Origin of the sequence: Xylanimonas sp. McL0601 (genome assembly GCF_049852175.1) — a bacterium.
Classification (GTDB): domain Bacteria; phylum Actinomycetota; class Actinomycetes; order Actinomycetales; family Cellulomonadaceae; genus Xylanimonas.
This window is the reverse complement of sequence record NZ_CP187527.1, coordinates 1,523,269-1,540,763: the sequence shown is the minus strand read 5'-3', so window position 1 is coordinate 1,540,763 and position 17,495 is coordinate 1,523,269. Positions and strand designations below refer to the sequence as shown.

Below are 17,495 nucleotides of genomic sequence, written 5' to 3'. Positions count from 1 at the left end.
GGTGACCACCGACGTCCTCGCCGCCGTCTCCTCCCTGCGCGGGAGCCGCCGACGCAGGCACGCACTCGTGCTCGGCGTGCTCCTGGTCGGGGCGCTGGCGCTCGGCACTCTTGCGCTCACCCTGGGCGCCGCCGGGCTGGCGCCCGGACGCGCGCTCGCTGCCGTCGTCGGGGCGGGCGACGCCACCGACGTGTTCGTCGTGCAGCACCTGCGGCTGCCGCGCATCCTCGCGGCGCTGCTCGCCGGGGCCGCGCTCGCGCTCGCCGGCGCCCTCTTCCAGTCGACGCTGCGCAACCCCCTGGCCAGTCCCGACATCCTCGGCGTGTCGACGGGAGCGAGCCTCGGTGCGGTCTGGGCGCTGTTGGGGCTGGGCGTGACGGGCCTCTCGGTGGCCGGCTTCGCGTTCGGCGGGGCGCTGCTCGCCGCGGCCGCGATCTGGCTGCTGGCGTGGCGACGCGGCCTGCACTCCATCCGGTTCGTGCTCGTGGGCGTCGGCGTCTCGTACGTCTGCGGGGCCGTGCTCGCCTGGCTGATGTCGCGGGCCGAGGTGCGCGAGGCGCAGACGGCGCTGCTGTGGACCATCGGCTCCGTGGCCGACGTCCGCGGCACGCCGCTGACCATCCTCGCGGTCGGCGTCGGCGTGCTGGGGTGCGCCGCCGCCGCCCTCGCGCGCACCCACGGCCCGCTCGCCCTCGGCGACGACAACGCGGCCGCGCTCGGCGTCCGCGTCCACCGCGCGCGGGCCGCTGCGCTGCTCGTGGCCGTGTCGCTCGTCGCGGTCGCGACGGCGGCCGCCGGCCCGATCGCGTTCGTCGCGCTCGTCTCCCCCGCGATCGCGCGCCGCCTGCTGGACGACGGCGGAGCCGCACTCGCGGCGTCGGCCGCCGTCGGCGCGGTGCTCGTGCTCACCGCCGACGTGCTCGGGCAGCACGCCGTGCCCACGATGTCCGTGCCGGCGGGCATCGTGACCGGCCTCATCGGCGCCCCGTACCTGCTGTGGCTGCTCAGCGGCCGCTCCGACCGAAGGACGTCCCCCGCGTGAGCACCACCGCCCCTTCCCCCGCCCCGGCCCTGCGCGCCGAGGGTGTGCGGATCGGCTATGACGGCCGCACGGTGATCGACGGCCTCGACCTCGAGCTGCCCGCCGGCAAGATCACCGCGATCGTCGGCCCCAACGCGTGCGGCAAGTCGACGCTGCTCAAGGGCATGGCCCGCCTGCACCCCCTCGACGCGGGCCGCGTGCTGCTGGGCGGGCGCGACGTCGCCGAGCTGCCGCGGCGGGAGCTCGCGCGCCTGCTCGGCGTGCTGCCGCAGAGCTCGATCGCTCCCGACGGCGTGCGCGTGGCCGAGCTGGTCGCGCGCGGCCGCTACCCGCACCAGGGCTGGTTCGGCCGCCGCTCGTCGACCGACGACGCCGTCGTCGCGCGGGCGCTCGAGGCGACGGGAGTGGCGGACCTCGCCGACCGGCCGGTCGCGGAGCTCTCGGGCGGCCAGCGGCAGCGGGTGTGGATCGCGATGGTGCTGGCCCAGGAGACCGACGTCGTGCTGCTCGACGAGCCGACGACGTTCCTCGACGTCGCGCACCAGGTGGACCTGCTCGACCTTCTCGCGGACCTCAACGCCGAGCGGGGCACCACCGTCGTCATGGTGCTGCACGAGCTGAACCTGGCCGCGCGGTACGCGGACCACCTCGTGGTCATGCGGGCCGGCCAGGTCGTGGCCGAGGGCGAGCCCTCGGCCGTGCTCACGGAAGACTCCGTCCGCGCGGCGTTCGGGCTCGAGTCGCGCGTGGTGCCCGACCCGGTGTCAGGGACGCCGCTCGTGGTCCCCGTGGGGCGCGCGCGGCAGCGCTCGGGCCGCGCGACGATCTAGGCCACTCGGGCATTGCGGTAATCCTGGCAACGCAGGTTAGCCTTACCTCACCAACTACCCCCGCGGCCTCGCCGCGAGCGTTTCTGAGGAGTGTGCGTGCGTTCTCGCCGTCCCCTGTCAGCCCTGTCCGCGTTGGCCGCGCTCGCGGCCGTGGCGGCGCTTGCCCTGTCCGGCTGCTCGTCCACCGACGCGGCCGGCGGGCCGTCCGCCTCGCCGACCGAGGCCGCCACCGGCGGCGCCACCGACTCGTTCCCGATCACCGTGACGTCGGCCCTCGGCGACGCGACGATCAAGTCCGAGCCGCAGCGCGTGGCGACCTGGGGCTGGGGCTCCACCGAGGCCGCCATCGCCGTCGGCGTGTACCCGGTCGCGGTCGCCGAGCAGCGCTGGACCGCGGGCGCCGGCAACCTGCTGCCGTGGGTCGGGGACGCCTTCGACGAGGCCGGCGTGCAGCACCCGACCGTGCTGACCGACGACGCCTCGGGCTCGACGGTGCCGTACGAGGAGTTCGTCGCGGCCCGCCCCGACCTGATCCTCGCCCCCTACTCAGGGCTCACCCAGGAGCAGTACGACACGCTGAGCCAGATCGCCCCCGTCGTCGCCTATCCGGACGGCGCCTGGACCACCAGCTGGGACGACGTCATCCGCATCACCGCGAAGGCGCTCGGCCGCACCACCGCAGGCGACAAGGTGCTGGGCGACATCGACACGTTCCTCGACCAGCAGAAGGCCGACCACCCGGAGTTCGACGGCGTCACCTTCGCCGGCATCTGGGACGGCGACGGCAAGGTCTCCGTCTACACGCCCGCCGACTCGCGCGTCGGGATCCTCGAGCGCCTCGGCCTGAAGATCGCCCCGTCCGTCTCGACGCTGGACACCTCGAACGGCGGCTTCTTCTACGACCTGTCGTACGAGAAGCTCGACCAGCTCACCGCCGACTTCGTCATCATGTACGGCGCCAGCGCAGCCGACGTCGAGGCGTCGCTCGCCAAGCCCGCGCTGCAGGCGATCCCGGCCGTCGCGGCCGGGAAGGTCGTCAAGGTCGTCGACCCGGTGACGGTGTCGTCCGTCTCGCCGCCCACGGCACTGACGTTCGAGTGGCCGGGCGGCCTCCCGAAGCTGATCGACTCGATCGCGGCCACGCTCAAGTAGCCTCCGGCCGGCGCGGCCGGCCGCCCGGCTTCGGCCGTGCGGTCGGTCAGGCCGTCGGCTTGTCGACCGCTCCGCCGTAGCGGCGGTCGCGGCTCGCGTAGTCCTCGCAGGCCTTCCACAGGTGGCGGCGGTCGACGTCGGGCCACAGGTCGGGGATGAACATCAGCTCCGCGTACGCGGCCTGCCAGATCATGAAGTTGGAGATGCGCTGCTCGCCCGACGAGCGCAGGAACAGGTCGACGTCCGGCAGGTCGGGCTCGTCGAGGTACTTCTGGATCGTCTTCTCGCTGACCTTGTCCGGGTTGAGCCTCCCCGCGGCCGCCTCGCGCGCGATCGCGGCGGCGGCGTCGACGAGCTCGGCCCGGCCGCCGTAGTTGACGCACATCGTCAGCGTGCAGGCGTCGTTGTCCTTGGTCATCTCCTCGGCGACCTGCAGCTCCTTGATCACCGAGCCCCACAGGCGCGGCGTGCGCCCGGCCCAGCGGATCCGCACACCCCACGAGCCCATCTCGTCACGTCGCGACCGGATGACGTCGCGGTTGAAGCCGAGCAGGAACTTGACCTCCTCGGGCGACCGCTTCCAGTTCTCCGTGCTGAACGCGTACGCGCTGATGTGCTTGACGCCCAGCTGCACCGCCCCGGCCACGACGTCGAGCAGCGACTTCTCGCCCTGCTTGTGCCCCTCGATGCGGGACAGCCCGCGCTGGTTGGCCCAGCGACCGTTGCCGTCCATGACGATGGCGACGTGCCTGGGCAGCAGGTCGGCCGGGATCGGCGGCGGCGTCGCACCCGACGGGTGCGGGTAGGGCTCGGCGTAGGTGCGGGGCATCAGGCCTCTTCCAAGGTCGGGGTCGATCTGTCGACGTGCCGGAGCGAGCGCAGCGTGCGCTCCAGGTAGTACTGCGTGTACGCGGCCACGAGGCCGGACGCCTCCTTGCGGTGCCGCTCGCCCGACGCGTCCGCCACGTCCCAGTCGCCCGTGAGCAGCGCGGCGAGCAGCGCGAACGTCTCGGGCGCGGGCGCCGTCGAGCCCGGGGGCCGGCAGCGCGGGCACACGGCACCGCCCGTCGCGACGGAGAACGAGTGGTGCGGCCCGGGCTCGCCACAACGCGCGCAATCGGTGAACGACGGCGCCCAGCCCGCGACGGAGAACGCGCGCAGCAGGTAGGAGTCCAGGACGAGCGACGGTGCGTGGTCGCGCTGGGCGAGCGCCCGCAGCGCGCCGGCAAGCAGCCAGTACTGCTGCACCGCAGGCTCGTGCTCCGCCTCGACGAGGCGGTCGGCGGCCTCGAGCATCGGGGCGCCCGCCGTGTACAGCGCGTAGTCCTCGCAGATCGCGCGCGCGTACGGGCCGACGGTCTCGACCTGGGTCACGGTGTCGAGCGAGCGGCCCTGGTGCAGCTGGGCGTCGACGACCATGAACGGCTCGAGCCGTGCCCCGAACCGCGACGACGTGCGACGCACCCCCTTGCCGACCGCGCGCACCTTGCCGTGCTCGCGCGTCAGCAGCGTGACGATGCGGTCGGCCTCGCCCAGCTTCTGGGTACGCAGCACGATCGCATCGTCTCGGTACAGGGGCACGGGGACATTCTCTCCCGCGACACCCACAGGACAGGTCACAGCGCGGCGAAGAGAGCTGCGCGAGCAGGTGCGGGTGCTGGCGGTGCGGTGTGCCCGCGCGGCGGGGGTAGTGCCGTGAGTGGTGGCGGTCTGGCACGATGCGCCCGATCCCGCGACCGGAAGGTCGTGGTCGTCGACGACGGCGGCCGGGGTCGTGCCGGCGTGCAGGCCCTCGTGGGGCACCCACGCTCGGGCGGCGAAGGCCCCGGGCCGTGGGTCGTCGCCCGGCTGCTGAGCGGCGTCCGGGCCGAGGACACGGTCGCCCACCTGACCGAGAACCGCGAGAGCGCGGAACGCCGGCCGGATCCGGCCTCCGCCGTGGTCCGGCTCAGCGTCACCGCGCTCGGCGCGCTCGCCGCCGCGCCCGTGGTCGAGCGGCTGTTCGCGAGCGACGCGTCCGGACTCGAGCAGCTCGCGGCGGGTGGCATCATTCTCGGCCTCGCGGCCGTCGGCGTCGTGCTCGCCTTGTTCGTCAGTTCCGCGCTGCCCGGCGCGTGGCGGCGCGTCAAGCTGCCGTAGTGACCGGGGGCGCGAGGCGGCCCCGCTGCTGACGGCGGATCTGCCGACAGCAGCACGGCACCCCGCGCCGGCCTCGGGGCGCGCACCGTGGGCTCATGAGCGACACACCTTCCCCGCCCCTCTTCGACTCCCGCGCCCGGCGTGAGCTCTACGACCGCCGTGTCCTCGTGCTCGACGGCGTGCTCGACGACGACAACGGCACGCTCCTCGCGACGCAGCTCATCACGCTCGCCTCCGAGGACACCGCGGACATCGCGCTGTGGATCCACTCGCCGGGCGGCTCCGTGCCGGCGATGCTCGCGATCCGCGACCTGATGCGCACCGTCCCCAGCGACGTCGCCACGCTCGCGCTCGGCCTGGCGTGCAGCGCCGGGCAGTTCCTGCTGTCGGCGGGCTCGCCCGGCAAGCGACGGACGCTACCCCACGCGCGCATCCTCATGCACCAGGGCTCGGCCGGCATCGGCGGCCCTGCCGTCGACATCGAGCTCCAGGCGGACGACCTGCGCCACACGCGCGACACCGTGCTGCGCCTCATCGCGGAGGACACCGGGCAGCCTGTCGAGCGCGTCTTCGAGGATTCGCTGCATGACCACTGGTTCACCGCGGAAGAGGCCCGCGCGTACGGGTTCGTCGACGCCGTCGTCGGGTCGTTCGCCGACATCTCGCCGCTGCAGCGCGACCTCGCGGGGTTCGGGCGATGAGCACCTACACGATCCCGAACGTCGTCGCGATGCACCCGCGCGGCGAACGCATCATGGACGTCTACTCGCAGCTGCTCACCGAGCGGATCGTCTACCTCGGCACGGCGATCGACGCTGGTGTCGCGAACGCCCTGATCGCCCAGCTGCTGTTCCTCGAGTCCGCCGACCCGGACGCGGACATCCAGCTCTACGTCAACTGCGAGGGCGGCGACCCGAGCGCGGGGCTCGCCGTCTACGACACGCTGCGGTACGTGAAGCCGGACGTCGCGACCACATGTGTGGGCGAGGCCGTGGCGGTGGGCGCCGTCCTGCTCGCCGCGGGCACCGCGGGCAAACGGGCAGCGCTACCCCACGCGCGCGTGGTGCTGCACCAGCCTGCGGCGCAGGGGCGCGGGCCGATCCCGGACCTGATCCTGCAGGCGGACGAGGTACTACGGATCCGATCGGACCTCGAGAGCGTGCTGGCGCTGCACACCGGCCAGACGCTCGAGGCCCTGCGGTCCGACACCGACCACGACCGCGTGCTGACGGCGGCCCAGGCACGCGCCTACGGCATCGTCGACCACGTGCTCGCGGAGCGCTGACTGCGTTGTGGGACCCTGCGGCTCCGGCAAACCGGCCTGAAAAACGGAGCCGCACGGTCCCGCAACCGGGGTTAGGCGGCGAGGGCGAAGGCCTGCCGGGCCTGGGCGGCCGCGGCGCTGCCGCGTGTCCCCGCGGCCAGCTCGCCGGCTACGCCGAGCGTGAGGTCCACGAGCGAGACCTCGAGCGCCCCCGCGACCGCAGCGATCATCTCGCTCGACGGCTCCTTGACACCCCGCTCCATCTCGGACAGGTACTGCGGCGACACCCCGGCGCGCCGGGCGACGTCGTGCAGCGTGCGGCCGCGGCGGTGGCGCAGCCGCCGCAGGTGATCTCCCAGCGCGTGCCGCCACAGCGGCTCCCGGACGTCGGCGGTCATGCCTGGACGGTACGCACGACGACGCCGCGCGCGCTCGCGTCTCTGCTGACAGCAGAAGGCCCGCAAGCAAGAGCCCCCTCCCTTTCGACGTCGCACCCACTGGCGTTCTGAACCGCAGAACGCCAGTAGGTGCGACGTCGAAAGGGAGGGGGTCAGGGCGCCGGAGCGACCTTTTGGTCAGGCGTGGGCCGAGCGGTTGACCGCCGAGACGATCGCCTTGAGGGACGCCGTCGTGATCGACGGGTCGATGCCCACCCCCCACAGCACGTCGTCGCCCACCAGGGCCTCGACGTACGCGGCCGCGGAGGCGTCGCCGCCCTCGGACAGCGCGTGCTCGGCGTAGTCGAGCACGCGCACCTGGACGCCCACGTGCGCGATCGCGTCGACGAACGCCGCGACCGGGCCGTTGCCCACGCCGGCGAGCGTCAGCTGCTCGTCGCGGTCGACGACGTCGACCGACATGGTCGTGGTGCCGTCCTCGGCCGAGACCGTGCGGGTCTCGCGCAGCTTGAGGCGCCCCCACGGCTTCAGGCCCGCGGCATTGCCGGGCTCGACGGGCAGGTACTCGTCGGTGAAGATCCGCCAGATGTCGTCGCCCGTGACCTCGGTGCCCTCGGCGTCGGTGTGCATCTGCACGACGCCGGAGAACTCGATCTGCAGACGGCGCGGCAGGTCGAGGGCGTGCTCCGCCTTGAGCAGGTAGGAGATGCCGCCCTTGCCGGACTGCGAGTTGACGCGGATGACCGCCTCGTAGGACCGGCCGACGTCGCGGGGGTCGATCGGCAGGTAGGGGACGCCCCAGGTGAGCTCGTCGACCTCCTTGCCGGCCGCCGCCGCGCGGCCCTCCATGTGCTCGAAGCCCTTCTTGATGGCGTCCTGGTGCGAGCCGGAGAACGCCGTGAAGACCAGGTCGCCTACGTAGGGGTGACGCTCGTGCACCGGCAGCTGGTTGCAGTACTCGACCGTGCGGCGGATGCCGTCGATGTCGCTGAAGTCGATCTGCGGGTCGATGCCCTGGCTGAACAGGTTCATGCCGAGCGTCACCAGGTCGACGTTGCCCGTGCGCTCGCCGTTGCCGAACAGGCAGCCCTCGATGCGGTCCGCTCCGGCCTGGTAGCCCAGCTCGGCGGCGGCGACAGCGGTGCCGCGGTCGTTGTGGGGATGCAGGGACAGGATGACGTTCTCGCGGTGGTTGAGGTGGCGGCTCATCCACTCGATCGAGTCGGCGTAGAGGTTGGGCGTGGCCATCTCGACCGTCGCCGGCAGGTTGATGATGACGGGGCGGTCCGGCGTCGGCGCCAGGACGTCGAGCACCTCGTTGCAGATCCGCGCCGCGAACTCCAGCTCGGTGCCGGTGTACGACTCGGGCGAGTACTCGTAGTACACCGTCGTCTCCGGCACGGTCTCCTCGAGCTTGCGGCACAGCCGCGCGCCCTGCAGGGCGATGTCGACGATGCCGTCCGTGTCGGAGCGGAAGACGACCTCGCGCTGGAGGATCGACGTCGAGTTGTAGATGTGCACGATCGCCTGCTTGGCGCCGCGGATCGAGTCGTAGGTGCGCTCGATGAGGTGGTCGCGGCACTGGGTCAGCACCTGGATCACGACGTCGTCCGGGATGCGGCCGGACTCGATGAGCAGGCGCACGAAGTCGAAGTCCGTCTGCGAGGCAGACGGGAAGCCGACCTCGATCTCCTTGTAGCCCATCTGCACGAGCAGCTCGAACATGCGCAGCTTGCGCTCGGCGTTCATGGGCTCGATGAGGGCCTGGTTGCCGTCCCGGAGGTCGACGGCGCACCAGCGCGGGGCCTTGGTGATGCGCGTGTCGGGCCAGGTGCGGTCCGGCAGCGAGACGTCGAACTGCTCGTGGAACGGCCGGTACTTGTGGGCCGGCATCGGCGACGGCGTCTGCGGGTTCCGGGCGGAGATGCCTCGGGTGGTCTCGTGGATCATGCGGGGTCCTTCGGGCTCGGTGTGGTCAGCCGGCACACCACGTCAGCCGCGACGAGGGACCGGCCTCAGAGGGCCCCGCCGCGGCACGCAAGGAGGAGGCTCACCGTGCGCCGCACCTTGTCACCATACCTCCGCGGCCCGACGGCTCCGGACAGGTGCCGCGATGTGGTCGCCCGGCCGCGCGGCTCAGCCGCGCGTACGCAGCGCCGCGTCGACGGCGGGGTCGCCCAGCGCGCCCAGCCAGTCGAGGAGTGCGGGGTAGGTGGACGGGTTGGCCGCCACGAGCGGACGCAGGTGCGGCGACTCCTGCACGATGAGCGCCAGGTCGGCGAGCGGCGTCGCCGGGTCGAGCGCCTGCGCGGCGCTCCACTTCGAGCCCGGGACGTCGGCGACGGGCGGCAGCACCTGGGTGGCGCCGGCGTTGCCGAAGGGGCCGGACCAGGCAGCCGGCGGCCCGGCCTCCGCCTCGACCGGCGCCATGATCGTCGTCTCCGCCGCCGCCACCTCGGGCCGGATCGCCGGGGCTCCGTTCGTCGCCGCCAGGGGAGCGCCCGAGGCGGGCGTCGGCGCGTAGACCGGCGGCTGGTACGTCTGCGTCGCCGCCGCGGCCGGCGCCTGGTACGCCTGCGGCGCCACCGCGCTCGGCGCCTGCTCCTGGACCTGGCTGCGCAGCTCGCGCAGCGAGCGCGGCACCAGCAGCACGGAGAGCACGATCGCCGGCAGACCGAACGTCAGGAAGACGTCGACGGGGTTGGTCCGGGCGGTCGCGCCCGCCCGCACGATGATGAGCACCAGGCCGAGCGCGGTGATCACGAGCGCCGCGCCGACGGCCGTGGCGTGCCCCGACGCGACGTCGCGCTTGAGCGCGCGGTGGCCGAAGAACGCGACGAGGGCGATGAGCACGCCGAAGACGAGCCGCAGCACGGACGACAGCGAGGCTCCGGTGTCGAGCAGGCGCGTCAGAGCGAGGAGCGCGATGTACGCGCCGACCCTGGCGGCGAGCGCAAGCGCGTGCCGGCCCGTGGCAGCCCACATCCACGGCTGTGCGCCGGCCTCGGCGGTCTGCTCCACCACGCGGGGGACGGCGGCCGCTGCCAGCACCGGCAGCAGCACCAGCCCGAACCACGTGCCGTGGACGCTCTCCACCCAGGGCGCGGCGCCGTTGGCACCGAGGAGCGCCGCGCTCAGGCCGGCGACGATGCCCACTCCCACGAGCAGCACGCCGGCGGCCAGGTCCCCGCGCTCGAACCGCCAGGCCGTGAGCCACAGCACCCCGAGGGCGAGCACGGCCGTGAGCACGACGGCGACGATCCGCCAGGTGGACAGGTCGCCGTCGATCGCGTTGACCACCGGCGCCGCGACCGCCCCGAGCGCGAGCACGCCGGCGACGACCAGCACGGTGCGCGGCCACGCGAGCTCGGCGGCGAGCACCGCCCCGGCGAGCCCCAGCCCCAGCCCGGCGCCGACGCCGTGCGAGCCGCCAGGAACGACGTCGAGCAGCAGGTGCACCGCAGCGACCAGGGCGAGCGGCACCGCCCCGGCGATCCGTGTGCGCTGCTCGTCCGCGGCCCATGCCGCGGTGACGAGCCCGGCCCGGCGCGCGTAGGGCAGCGCCACGGCCAGCAGCGCGACGACGGTGGCGAGCACGACCTCGATCCGGTCGCTGCCACGGGCCGACGCAGTCCAGGGCAGCGCGACACCGACCAGCAGTGCCGCGGCTGCGACGACGTCCCGCACGAGGTCGCGGGTGGGCACGCCTGCGAACGGCTCCCGCGGGCTGCGCTCGGTGGTGCTGACGGCGTCGGTCATGGGCACTTCTCCCTCGCTCGTGGGCACCCGGAACGGGCCCCGCGGTCGTTTCTACCCTTTTCACCCGGGTGATGTCAGGTCGAGCGACTCAGATACCGAGCTGGAAGACACCCCAGTACGTGAGCCACAGCAGCAGCGACACGGCGCCGACCAGCACCGTCCAGAGCGTCAGGTGGGCCGGCCAGCCGGCCGCGACGACGGCGCCGGGGTCGCCGGCGCGACGCGCGTGTCGCACGTCCCGCACGCGACCGACGAGCATCGCCGCACACACCACGGTAGCGAGCCCGAGCAGCCGCACGCCGATCCACCCGCCCTGCACGACCAGATCGTTCTGTTCGTAGCTGAGCGCGAGCCGGGCCACCGACATGAGGTAGACCACCAGGGCGACGAGGGTCAGCACGGAGCCGAGGCCGATGCCGAAGAGCAGCGGGGGGATGCCCCGGGCCATCCTGGGCGCGGCGCGGGCCGCGGGTGCCGCGCGGCCGACGGCCATGAGCCGTCGCGCCAGCGCCGCGGCGCCCCACACGAGCGGCCCGACGAGCAGCAGAGCGAGGCCCCCGAGCACCGAGCCGATGATGATGTCCCCGTTGCCCCACCACCGCGGCCGCGGCACGGGCGAGGCGAGGAAGAGCTGCTCGGGCTGCGCGCCGGCGATGTGCGGCTGCGCGGTCGCCGTCTCGGGCATGCCCTGGATCCAGGCGGCGACGTCGCGCGAGACCTCCGGCAGGACCTGGCCGCGTACGCGCAGGCCGTGGTTGGCACCCTCGTAGAACCGGGCGGTCACCGGCGCGCTCGCGCCTCCGACGGCGGTGTCGGCGATGATCTGGCGCGTGCCCTGCTCGATCGGCATCGACGGGTCGCCCGTGCCGTAGATCACCAGGACCGGCGCCGACTGCTTCTCGAGCCACGGCGTGACGTCGAAGTCGGCGTAGCCGAGCGCCCCGGGCGGCTGGATGCCGACGGCGCGCGGGATCGCGCGGAACACCTGCTGGGGCACGTTGGTGTTGCGCAGGAAGTTGTCGACCGCGAACGCCGCCTGCCTCCGCGGCTCGACGACGGGCGCGGAGGCCAGCACGGTGAACGCGACGCGCGGGTCCTGGACCTGCATGACCGGCACGATCCAGGTGCCTTCCGACTCCCCGTAGACACCGACCTTGTCCGGGTCGACCTCGGGGATCTCACGCAGGTAGTCGACCGACCTGAGGTAGTCGCCCGCCATGGCCACGTAGTCGCGGCGCCAGGTGGTGTACGTGTCGAGGCGCTTGTCCGGCACGAGGGTGACGACGCCGGCCGAGGCGATCTGCTCGGCCTGCTCGAGGAATGCCTCGGTCGACTTGCCGGTGCCCGCGCCGTGCACGAACACCAGGCCAGAGAGGTCGTCGCCCGCGTCGATGGGCTCGCGCAGCAGGCCGCCGACCTCGTAGCCGTCGAGCTGGATGTGGACCTCGGTCTCGCGGACCTTGAACGTGCCCGGCGGGTGCACGCGCCCGTCGGCCACACCGGCCTCGGTCCCGCCGATCTCCGTGGACGTCGCCGTCGGGCGCAGGTGGTCCGTGACGGGCACCGGGTCCCAGGCCGGGCCCGCGAGCGCACCGACGATCGCGAGGCCGACCATGATCGCCGCGCTCGAAGTAATCGTCCGCAACACCACGTCGGGAGGATACCCGCGCGTCTTGCGAACGGACGGCGAAACCGACACAACGTGCCACTGGGACTCCGCGGCCTCGAGGACGCCGCCTGCTCGACGACGTGCCTCGCGACGCGTCGAACGCCCTCGTCGAGCGGCGGTCGGGCTCACCCACCCGACGAGTCGTCGGAATGTTTCACATCTCGGCGAGACGCACGCGCCACCCGTACGAACTGGAGCTTCTGCGTCACCTCGGGATTGGAGAAGAACAGCACGCGACCTTCGCTCGTACCCCCGACGAACAATGGGAAATCACCCGTACCGTCGAAGATGCGTTCGCCGGTGAACCGGAGCCTTCGCCGTCGAGCCACAAGCCCCTGACGCCTGCCCGGCCACGACACGCTCGACGTCGCTCTGGCAGACGTTGTCGACGGAGAACTCACCGTTCTCCGAGAGTGTGAGCGTGGCACCCGACCCGATCTCGTCCACCCACGTCCCGTAGAGCTCGGAAACGTCGGCCGGCTCGACGATGTCACGCGGCCGGAGGTAGTCACCACAGCCCGCGAGCATCGCGACGCACACGAACCCCGCAAGAAGTACCCGGAGTCCTCGTGGGATCGACAGGGACGACACGAGCGAGACCTCCTGGGCGAATGCGTCCTACGTCGACGTGGCGTCAGAACCCGAGCTTGCGAAGCTGCTTCGGGTCACGCTGCCAGTCGCGCGCGACCTTCACGTGCAGGTCGAGGTAGACCCGCGCCCCGAGCAGCCTCTCGATCCCCTGCCGCGCCTGCGTGCCCACCTCGCGCAGCCGGGACCCACCCCGGCCGATGACGATGGCCTTCTGCGAGTCGCGCTCGACGTAGAGGTTGACGCGCACGTCGAGCAGCGGCGGCCGCCCCTTCTCGGGGTCCCCGGACCCCTCGCGCTCGACGATCTCGTCGACGACGACGGCCAGCGAGTGCGGCAGCTCGTCGCGCACGCCCTCGAGGGCGGCCTCGCGCACGAGCTCGGCGACCATGATCTGCTCGGGCTCGTCCGTGAGCTCGCCGCCGGGGTAGAGCTCAGGCCCCTCGGGCAGGTGCGACACCAGGACGTCCTCGAGGGTGGAGACCTGGAACCCGCCCTTGGCGGAGACGGGCACGATGTCGGCCCACTCCCGGTCGACCTCCTTGGCGAGCTGGTCCACCGCGACGAGGTGCTCGGCGAGCCGGGCGCGGTCCACGAGGTCCGACTTCGTGACGACGGCAACGACTGGCACCGCGCGCCGCCCCGTCATGAGCGGGGCGAGCTGCGCAGCGATGAACCGGTCACCAGGCCCGACCTTCTGGTCCGCGGGCAGGCAGAACGCGATGACGTCGACCTCGCCGAGCGTCTGCTTGACCAGGTCGTTGAGGCGCTGGCCCAGCAGGGTGCGCGGGCGGTGCAGCCCTGGTGTGTCGACGAGCACGAGCTGGGCGTCGGGGCGGTGCACGATGCCGCGGATGGTGTGCCGCGTCGTCTGCGGCCGCGCGGACATGATCGCGACCTTCTCCCCCACCAGGGCGTTCGTCAGCGTGGACTTGCCGGCGTTGGGCCGGCCCACCAGGCAGGCGAAGCCCGAGCGGTGCTCGCTCGGCGCGGTGTTGGTCATGGGGTCCCATCCTTCTGGTGCTCGGCGTCGTGCTGGTTGTCGGGCGTGCGGTCGTTGCGTGGGGCGTCCGGCTCGGGCTCGGCGTGCGCGCGGCTGACGAGGATCGTCGCCACCTGCTTGCGCCGCCCCTCGACCCGCTCGGCCTCGAGGTGCAGCCCGCCGACATCGGCCTGCGACCCGGGGAGGGGCACCTTGCCGATCGCCTTGGCGAGCAGGCCGCCGGCGGTGTCGACGTCGTCGTCGTCGAAGCGCAGGTCGAAGAAGTCGCCCAGCTCGTCGACGGGCAGGCGTGCGGGCACGCGGAACACCCCGTCGGCGACCTCCTGGGGCTCCTCCTCGATGATGCGGTCGTGCTCGTCGACGAGCTCCCCGACCAGCTCCTCGATGATGTCCTCGACGGTCACGAGCCCGGCGACGCCGCCGTACTCATCGATGACGACGGCGATGTGCGTGGCGACCTTCTGCATCTCGCGCAGCAGGTCGTCGACGGGCTTGGACTCGGGCACGAACACCGGCGGCCGCGCGACGTCGGACACGGGCCGTTTGGCGGCCCCGGGGTCGGCGTCGAGCAGGCGGTCGACGTCCTTGAGGTAGGCGACGCCGAGCAGGTCGTCGACGGACTCGCCGACCACCGGCATGCGGGAGAACCCCGAGCGCAGGAACAGGCGCATCGCCTTGCGCAGCGACGTGCCGGCGTCGACGGTGACCATGTCGGTGCGGGGCACCATCACCTCACGGGTCAGGGTGCCGCCCAGCTCGAACACGCTCCGGATGAGCTCGCGCTCGTCCTCCTCGATGACGTCGGACTCCCCGACACGGTCGACGAGGTCGCGCAGCTCCTCCTCGGTGGGGGTCGCCTCCAGGTCGCGCGCTGGGCGCCGGGCGGCCCAGCCCATGGTGCGCCGGACGGCGGTGAGCAGCCCCGACAGGGCGAGCACGACCCGCAGCGGGCGGCGGAACCCGGCCTGCCGCGGGCTCAGCCGAGCCATGACGACCCCGGAGATCAGGCCGAGAACCAGGAGGGCGAGCAGCACCTCCCACACCGCGCCGAAGATCTCCTTGAGGAGCAGCGCGACGGCGCCGAGCGCGACGAGCTCGGCCGCGACCCGCACGGTCGCGACGGCCGCGACCGTGGACGTCGGGTCGACGACGAGCGCCTGGGCGGCGCGGGCGCGGTCGGCGCGGGCCTCGGCCTGCAGCCCCTCGCCCTGCTCGGCCTCGGCGAGGGTGTCGGCGAGAGAGGCGCGCGTGACACGCAGGACGGCGGCCTCGCCGGCGGAGAGCAGCCCCGCCAGCACCAGGCCGGCGACGGCAACGAGGACAAGGACGCCGGTCACCGGCGCGTCACCGTCCGGCGAGGAACGTGAGCAGGAGGCGGCGCTGCAGGCCGAACATCTCCTTCTCCTCCTCCGGCTCCGCGTGGTCGTAGCCGAGCAGGTGGAGGATGCCGTGCGTCGTGAGCAGCAGCATCTCCTCGACCGTGGAGTGCCCCGCGACGACGGCCTGCTTCGCTGCGACCTCGGGGCACAGCACGATGTCGCCCAGGGTGCCGGGCGGGGTCAGGTCACCCTCGCGCCCGGGGCGCAGCTCGTCCATCGGGAAGCTGAGCACGTCGGTGGGGCCGGGCTCGTCCATCCAGCGCACGTGCAGGTCTGTCATGACCGTCGTGTCGACGAACAGGACCGACAGCTCGGCCTGCGGGTGCACGTGCATCGCGTCGAGCACGAACCGCGCGAGCTCGGCGAACTCGGCCTCGTCGAGCCCGTCGACCTCGTACCCGGACTCGTTGTTGACTTCAATGGACAACGTTGCTCACTTCCGGTAACCCCGCTGGTTGGCGCGCGCCCGCGGCTCCCAGCGAGCGTAGGCGTCGATGATGTCGCCGACCAGGCGGTGGCGCACGACGTCCGCTGAGGTCAGGCTGCAGAACTCGACGTCGTCGACCCCCATGAGCACGTCCTCGACCACCCGCAGGCCCGACGGCGTGCCGCCGGGAAGGTCGATCTGGGTGGCGTCCCCGGTGATGACCATCCTGGAGCCGAAGCCCAGGCGGGTGAGGAACATCTTCATCTGCTCGGACGTCGTGTTCTGCGCCTCGTCGAGGATGATGAACGCGTCGTTCAGGGACCTGCCCCGGAGGAACGCCAGCGGCGCCACCTCGATGGTGCCGGCGTCGATGAGCTTGGGGATCGAGTCCGGGTCCACCATGTCGTGCAGCGCGTCGTACAGCGGGCGCAGGTACGGGTCGATCTTCTCCGACAGGGTGCCCGGCAGGAACCCGAGCCGCTCCCCCGCCTCGACGGCCGGGCGCGACAGGATGATGCGGTTGACCTGGTGCGACTGCAGCGCCTGCACGGCCTTGGCCATCGCCAGGTACGTCTTGCCCGTGCCCGCGGGGCCGATGCAGAACGTGATCGTGTTCGCGTCGATGGCGTCGACGTAGTGCTTCTGCCCCACCGTCTTGGGGCGGATGGTGCGCCCGCGGCTCGACAGGATGTTGAAGGTGAGCACCTCGGCGGGGCGCTGCGTCTGCTCCGACGTCAGCATCGACACCGAGCGACGCACGACGTCGGGCGTCAGGGCGGTGCCGGCCTCGACCACCTCGATGAGCTCGTCCAGCAGCCGCGACACGATCGCGACGTCGCCCGCGGGGCCGGAGACCGCGATCTCGTTGCCGCGCGCGTGCACGTCCACGCGGGGGAACCCGTCCTCGACGGCGCGGAGCACCGAGTCGCGGCTGCCGAGCAGGGCGACCATCGGGATGTGCTGCGGCACGACGATGCGGTGCTGGCTGGGGCGCCCGTCGTTGACGGGGGGCGTGGGGACGGTGGCAGTCATGTGCCTGCGAGTCTATCCGGAGAAGCGCCGTCGGAGGATGTCATTGCGGCGGGCCGAGCCAGCCCCTCATCACCGCCTGGGCACAGAGCGCGAACCGCGACGGGGCGCCCGCTGTCTCGACGAGACCTGCAACGACTCGGCGCAGGGACCGCAGCGAGATTCCCAGCTGCTTCGCAGTCACCTCATCCTTGGCCCCCGTCAGCATGCTTCTCAGAACGGCCTGCTCGACGTCGGTGAGCCCTCGACCCGACGACGCCCCTCGCGACGCCGGGAGCCGGTCGCCCGTGTTCCACAGATGAGCGGGCCTGTAGTCGGGTACTAAGAATGGGGTCGGGTAGCGTTCGCGGGTGGTCTCGCGGCAAGTGCGCAAGGTCCGCACCGCCTCGAGCAGGTCCCGGCGCGCATCCCACCCGCCGAAACCGTCAGGATGGAGTAGCGACCGGGTGCCGGCTCACGCCGGCGTCCACCCGAGCCGCGCCCCGCTGAGCACGTGCGCGTGCACGTGGAAGACGCTCTGCCCCGCTCGCGGGCCGCTGTTGAAGATCAGCCGGTACTGCCCGTCGGAGTGCTCGGTGGCGACCTCGTCCGCGAGCGCGACCACCTCCGCCAGCAGCGCGGGGTCCGCCGCGGCGAGCACGGCGACGTCGCCGTGGTGCTGCTTGGGGACAACGAGCACGTGCACGGGCGCCTTCGGCGAGATGTCGCGGAAGGCGATCACTCTTTCGGAGGACGCGACGACGTCGGCCGGGACCTGCCCGGCGACGATCTTGCAGAACAGGCAGTCGGCAGCGGCGTCGCTCGTCATGGCGGCAG

Annotated in this window: 17 protein-coding genes; 6 read left to right on the top strand and 11 right to left on the bottom strand. The window is 72.6% G+C overall.

What is annotated here, in order from left to right; translation table 11 throughout:
- Nucleotide 1: 1 nt before the first annotated feature.
- The 3 genes from ACO4JP_RS07015 (at nt 2) to ACO4JP_RS07005 (ending at nt 3,024) form a co-directional block, all read left to right on the top strand.
- Nucleotides 2–1,042 carry a FecCD family ABC transporter permease gene (locus ACO4JP_RS07015; protein ID WP_425956663.1) on the top strand — a complete coding sequence of 347 codons (1,041 nt, stop codon included), beginning with the start codon at nt 2–4 and terminating at the stop codon, nt 1,040–1,042.
- The gene (locus ACO4JP_RS07010; RefSeq protein WP_425956662.1) at nt 1,039–1,872 is read left to right on the top strand and encodes an ABC transporter ATP-binding protein; all 834 of its coding nucleotides are present in this window, start codon (nt 1,039–1,041) and stop codon (nt 1,870–1,872) included. Before ACO4JP_RS07015 ends, ACO4JP_RS07010 begins: the two co-directional genes overlap by 4 nt.
- A 96-nt stretch (nt 1,873–1,968) precedes the next feature.
- Nucleotides 1,969–3,024, top strand: a complete 1,056-nt coding sequence (locus tag ACO4JP_RS07005; protein WP_425956661.1) for an iron-siderophore ABC transporter substrate-binding protein — start codon at nt 1,969–1,971, stop codon at nt 3,022–3,024.
- A gap of 46 nt (nt 3,025–3,070) precedes the next feature.
- On the opposite strand, the gene ACO4JP_RS07000 is transcribed toward ACO4JP_RS07005, so the two are convergent.
- A complete protein-coding gene (locus ACO4JP_RS07000) occupies nt 3,071–3,853 on the bottom strand; it encodes an isoprenyl transferase (protein ID WP_425956660.1) in 783 nt (260 codons plus the stop codon).
- A complete protein-coding gene (gene recO / locus ACO4JP_RS06995; protein WP_425956659.1) occupies nt 3,853–4,605 on the bottom strand; it encodes a DNA repair protein RecO in 753 nt (250 codons plus the stop codon). Before recO ends, ACO4JP_RS07000 begins: the two co-directional genes overlap by 1 nt.
- 165 nt (nt 4,606–4,770) lie before the next feature.
- Here recO and ACO4JP_RS06990 point away from each other — a divergent pair, with 165 nt between their 5' ends.
- From ACO4JP_RS06990 to ACO4JP_RS06980, 3 genes are all read left to right on the top strand, one after another.
- Nucleotides 4,771–5,163: a hypothetical protein gene (locus ACO4JP_RS06990; protein WP_425956658.1), complete on the top strand. Its 393-nt coding sequence runs from the start codon at nt 4,771–4,773 to the stop codon at nt 5,161–5,163.
- Nucleotides 5,164–5,258: 95 nt separating this feature from the next.
- A complete protein-coding gene (locus tag ACO4JP_RS06985; protein ID WP_425956657.1) occupies nt 5,259–5,864 on the top strand; it encodes a ClpP family protease in 606 nt (201 codons plus the stop codon).
- Nucleotides 5,861–6,448 carry a ClpP family protease gene (locus ACO4JP_RS06980; RefSeq protein WP_425956656.1) on the top strand — a complete coding sequence of 196 codons (588 nt, stop codon included), beginning with the start codon at nt 5,861–5,863 and terminating at the stop codon, nt 6,446–6,448. The genes ACO4JP_RS06985 and ACO4JP_RS06980 overlap by 4 nt, the downstream gene beginning before the upstream one ends.
- A gap of 71 nt (nt 6,449–6,519) precedes the next feature.
- On the opposite strand, the gene ACO4JP_RS06975 is transcribed toward ACO4JP_RS06980, so the two are convergent.
- From ACO4JP_RS06975 to ACO4JP_RS06935, 9 genes are all read right to left on the bottom strand, one after another.
- Complete coding sequence (locus ACO4JP_RS06975; protein ID WP_425956655.1) at nt 6,520–6,825, bottom strand: helix-turn-helix domain-containing protein; 306 nt, start codon at nt 6,823–6,825, stop codon at nt 6,520–6,522.
- Between the two features lie 177 nt (nt 6,826–7,002).
- Complete coding sequence (leuA, locus tag ACO4JP_RS06970; protein WP_425956654.1) at nt 7,003–8,775, bottom strand: 2-isopropylmalate synthase; 1,773 nt, start codon at nt 8,773–8,775, stop codon at nt 7,003–7,005.
- Nucleotides 8,776–8,961: 186 nt separating this feature from the next.
- Nucleotides 8,962–10,584: a hypothetical protein gene (locus ACO4JP_RS06965; RefSeq protein ID WP_425956653.1), complete on the bottom strand. Its 1,623-nt coding sequence runs from the start codon at nt 10,582–10,584 to the stop codon at nt 8,962–8,964.
- An 88-nt stretch (nt 10,585–10,672) separates the two neighbouring features.
- Nucleotides 10,673–12,235, bottom strand: a complete 1,563-nt coding sequence (locus ACO4JP_RS06960; RefSeq protein ID WP_425956652.1) for an alpha/beta hydrolase family protein — start codon at nt 12,233–12,235, stop codon at nt 10,673–10,675.
- A gap of 652 nt (nt 12,236–12,887) precedes the next feature.
- Nucleotides 12,888–13,844 (bottom strand): GTPase Era, encoded by a 957-nt coding sequence (gene era / locus ACO4JP_RS06955; protein ID WP_425956651.1) that lies wholly within the window; start codon nt 13,842–13,844, stop codon nt 12,888–12,890.
- Nucleotides 13,841–15,181 (bottom strand): hemolysin family protein, encoded by a 1,341-nt coding sequence (locus ACO4JP_RS06950; RefSeq protein ID WP_425956650.1) that lies wholly within the window; start codon nt 15,179–15,181, stop codon nt 13,841–13,843. The genes era and ACO4JP_RS06950 overlap by 4 nt, the downstream gene beginning before the upstream one ends.
- A gap of 7 nt (nt 15,182–15,188) precedes the next feature.
- The gene (ybeY, locus tag ACO4JP_RS06945; protein WP_425956649.1) at nt 15,189–15,650 is read right to left on the bottom strand and encodes an rRNA maturation RNase YbeY; all 462 of its coding nucleotides are present in this window, start codon (nt 15,648–15,650) and stop codon (nt 15,189–15,191) included.
- Nucleotides 15,651–15,656: 6 nt separating this feature from the next.
- Nucleotides 15,657–16,682 (bottom strand): PhoH family protein, encoded by a 1,026-nt coding sequence (locus ACO4JP_RS06940; RefSeq protein ID WP_425956648.1) that lies wholly within the window; start codon nt 16,680–16,682, stop codon nt 15,657–15,659.
- A 451-nt stretch (nt 16,683–17,133) separates the two neighbouring features.
- The gene (locus ACO4JP_RS06935) at nt 17,134–17,487 is read right to left on the bottom strand and encodes an HIT domain-containing protein (RefSeq protein WP_425956647.1); all 354 of its coding nucleotides are present in this window, start codon (nt 17,485–17,487) and stop codon (nt 17,134–17,136) included.
- Between the last annotated feature and the right edge of the window lie 8 nt (nt 17,488–17,495).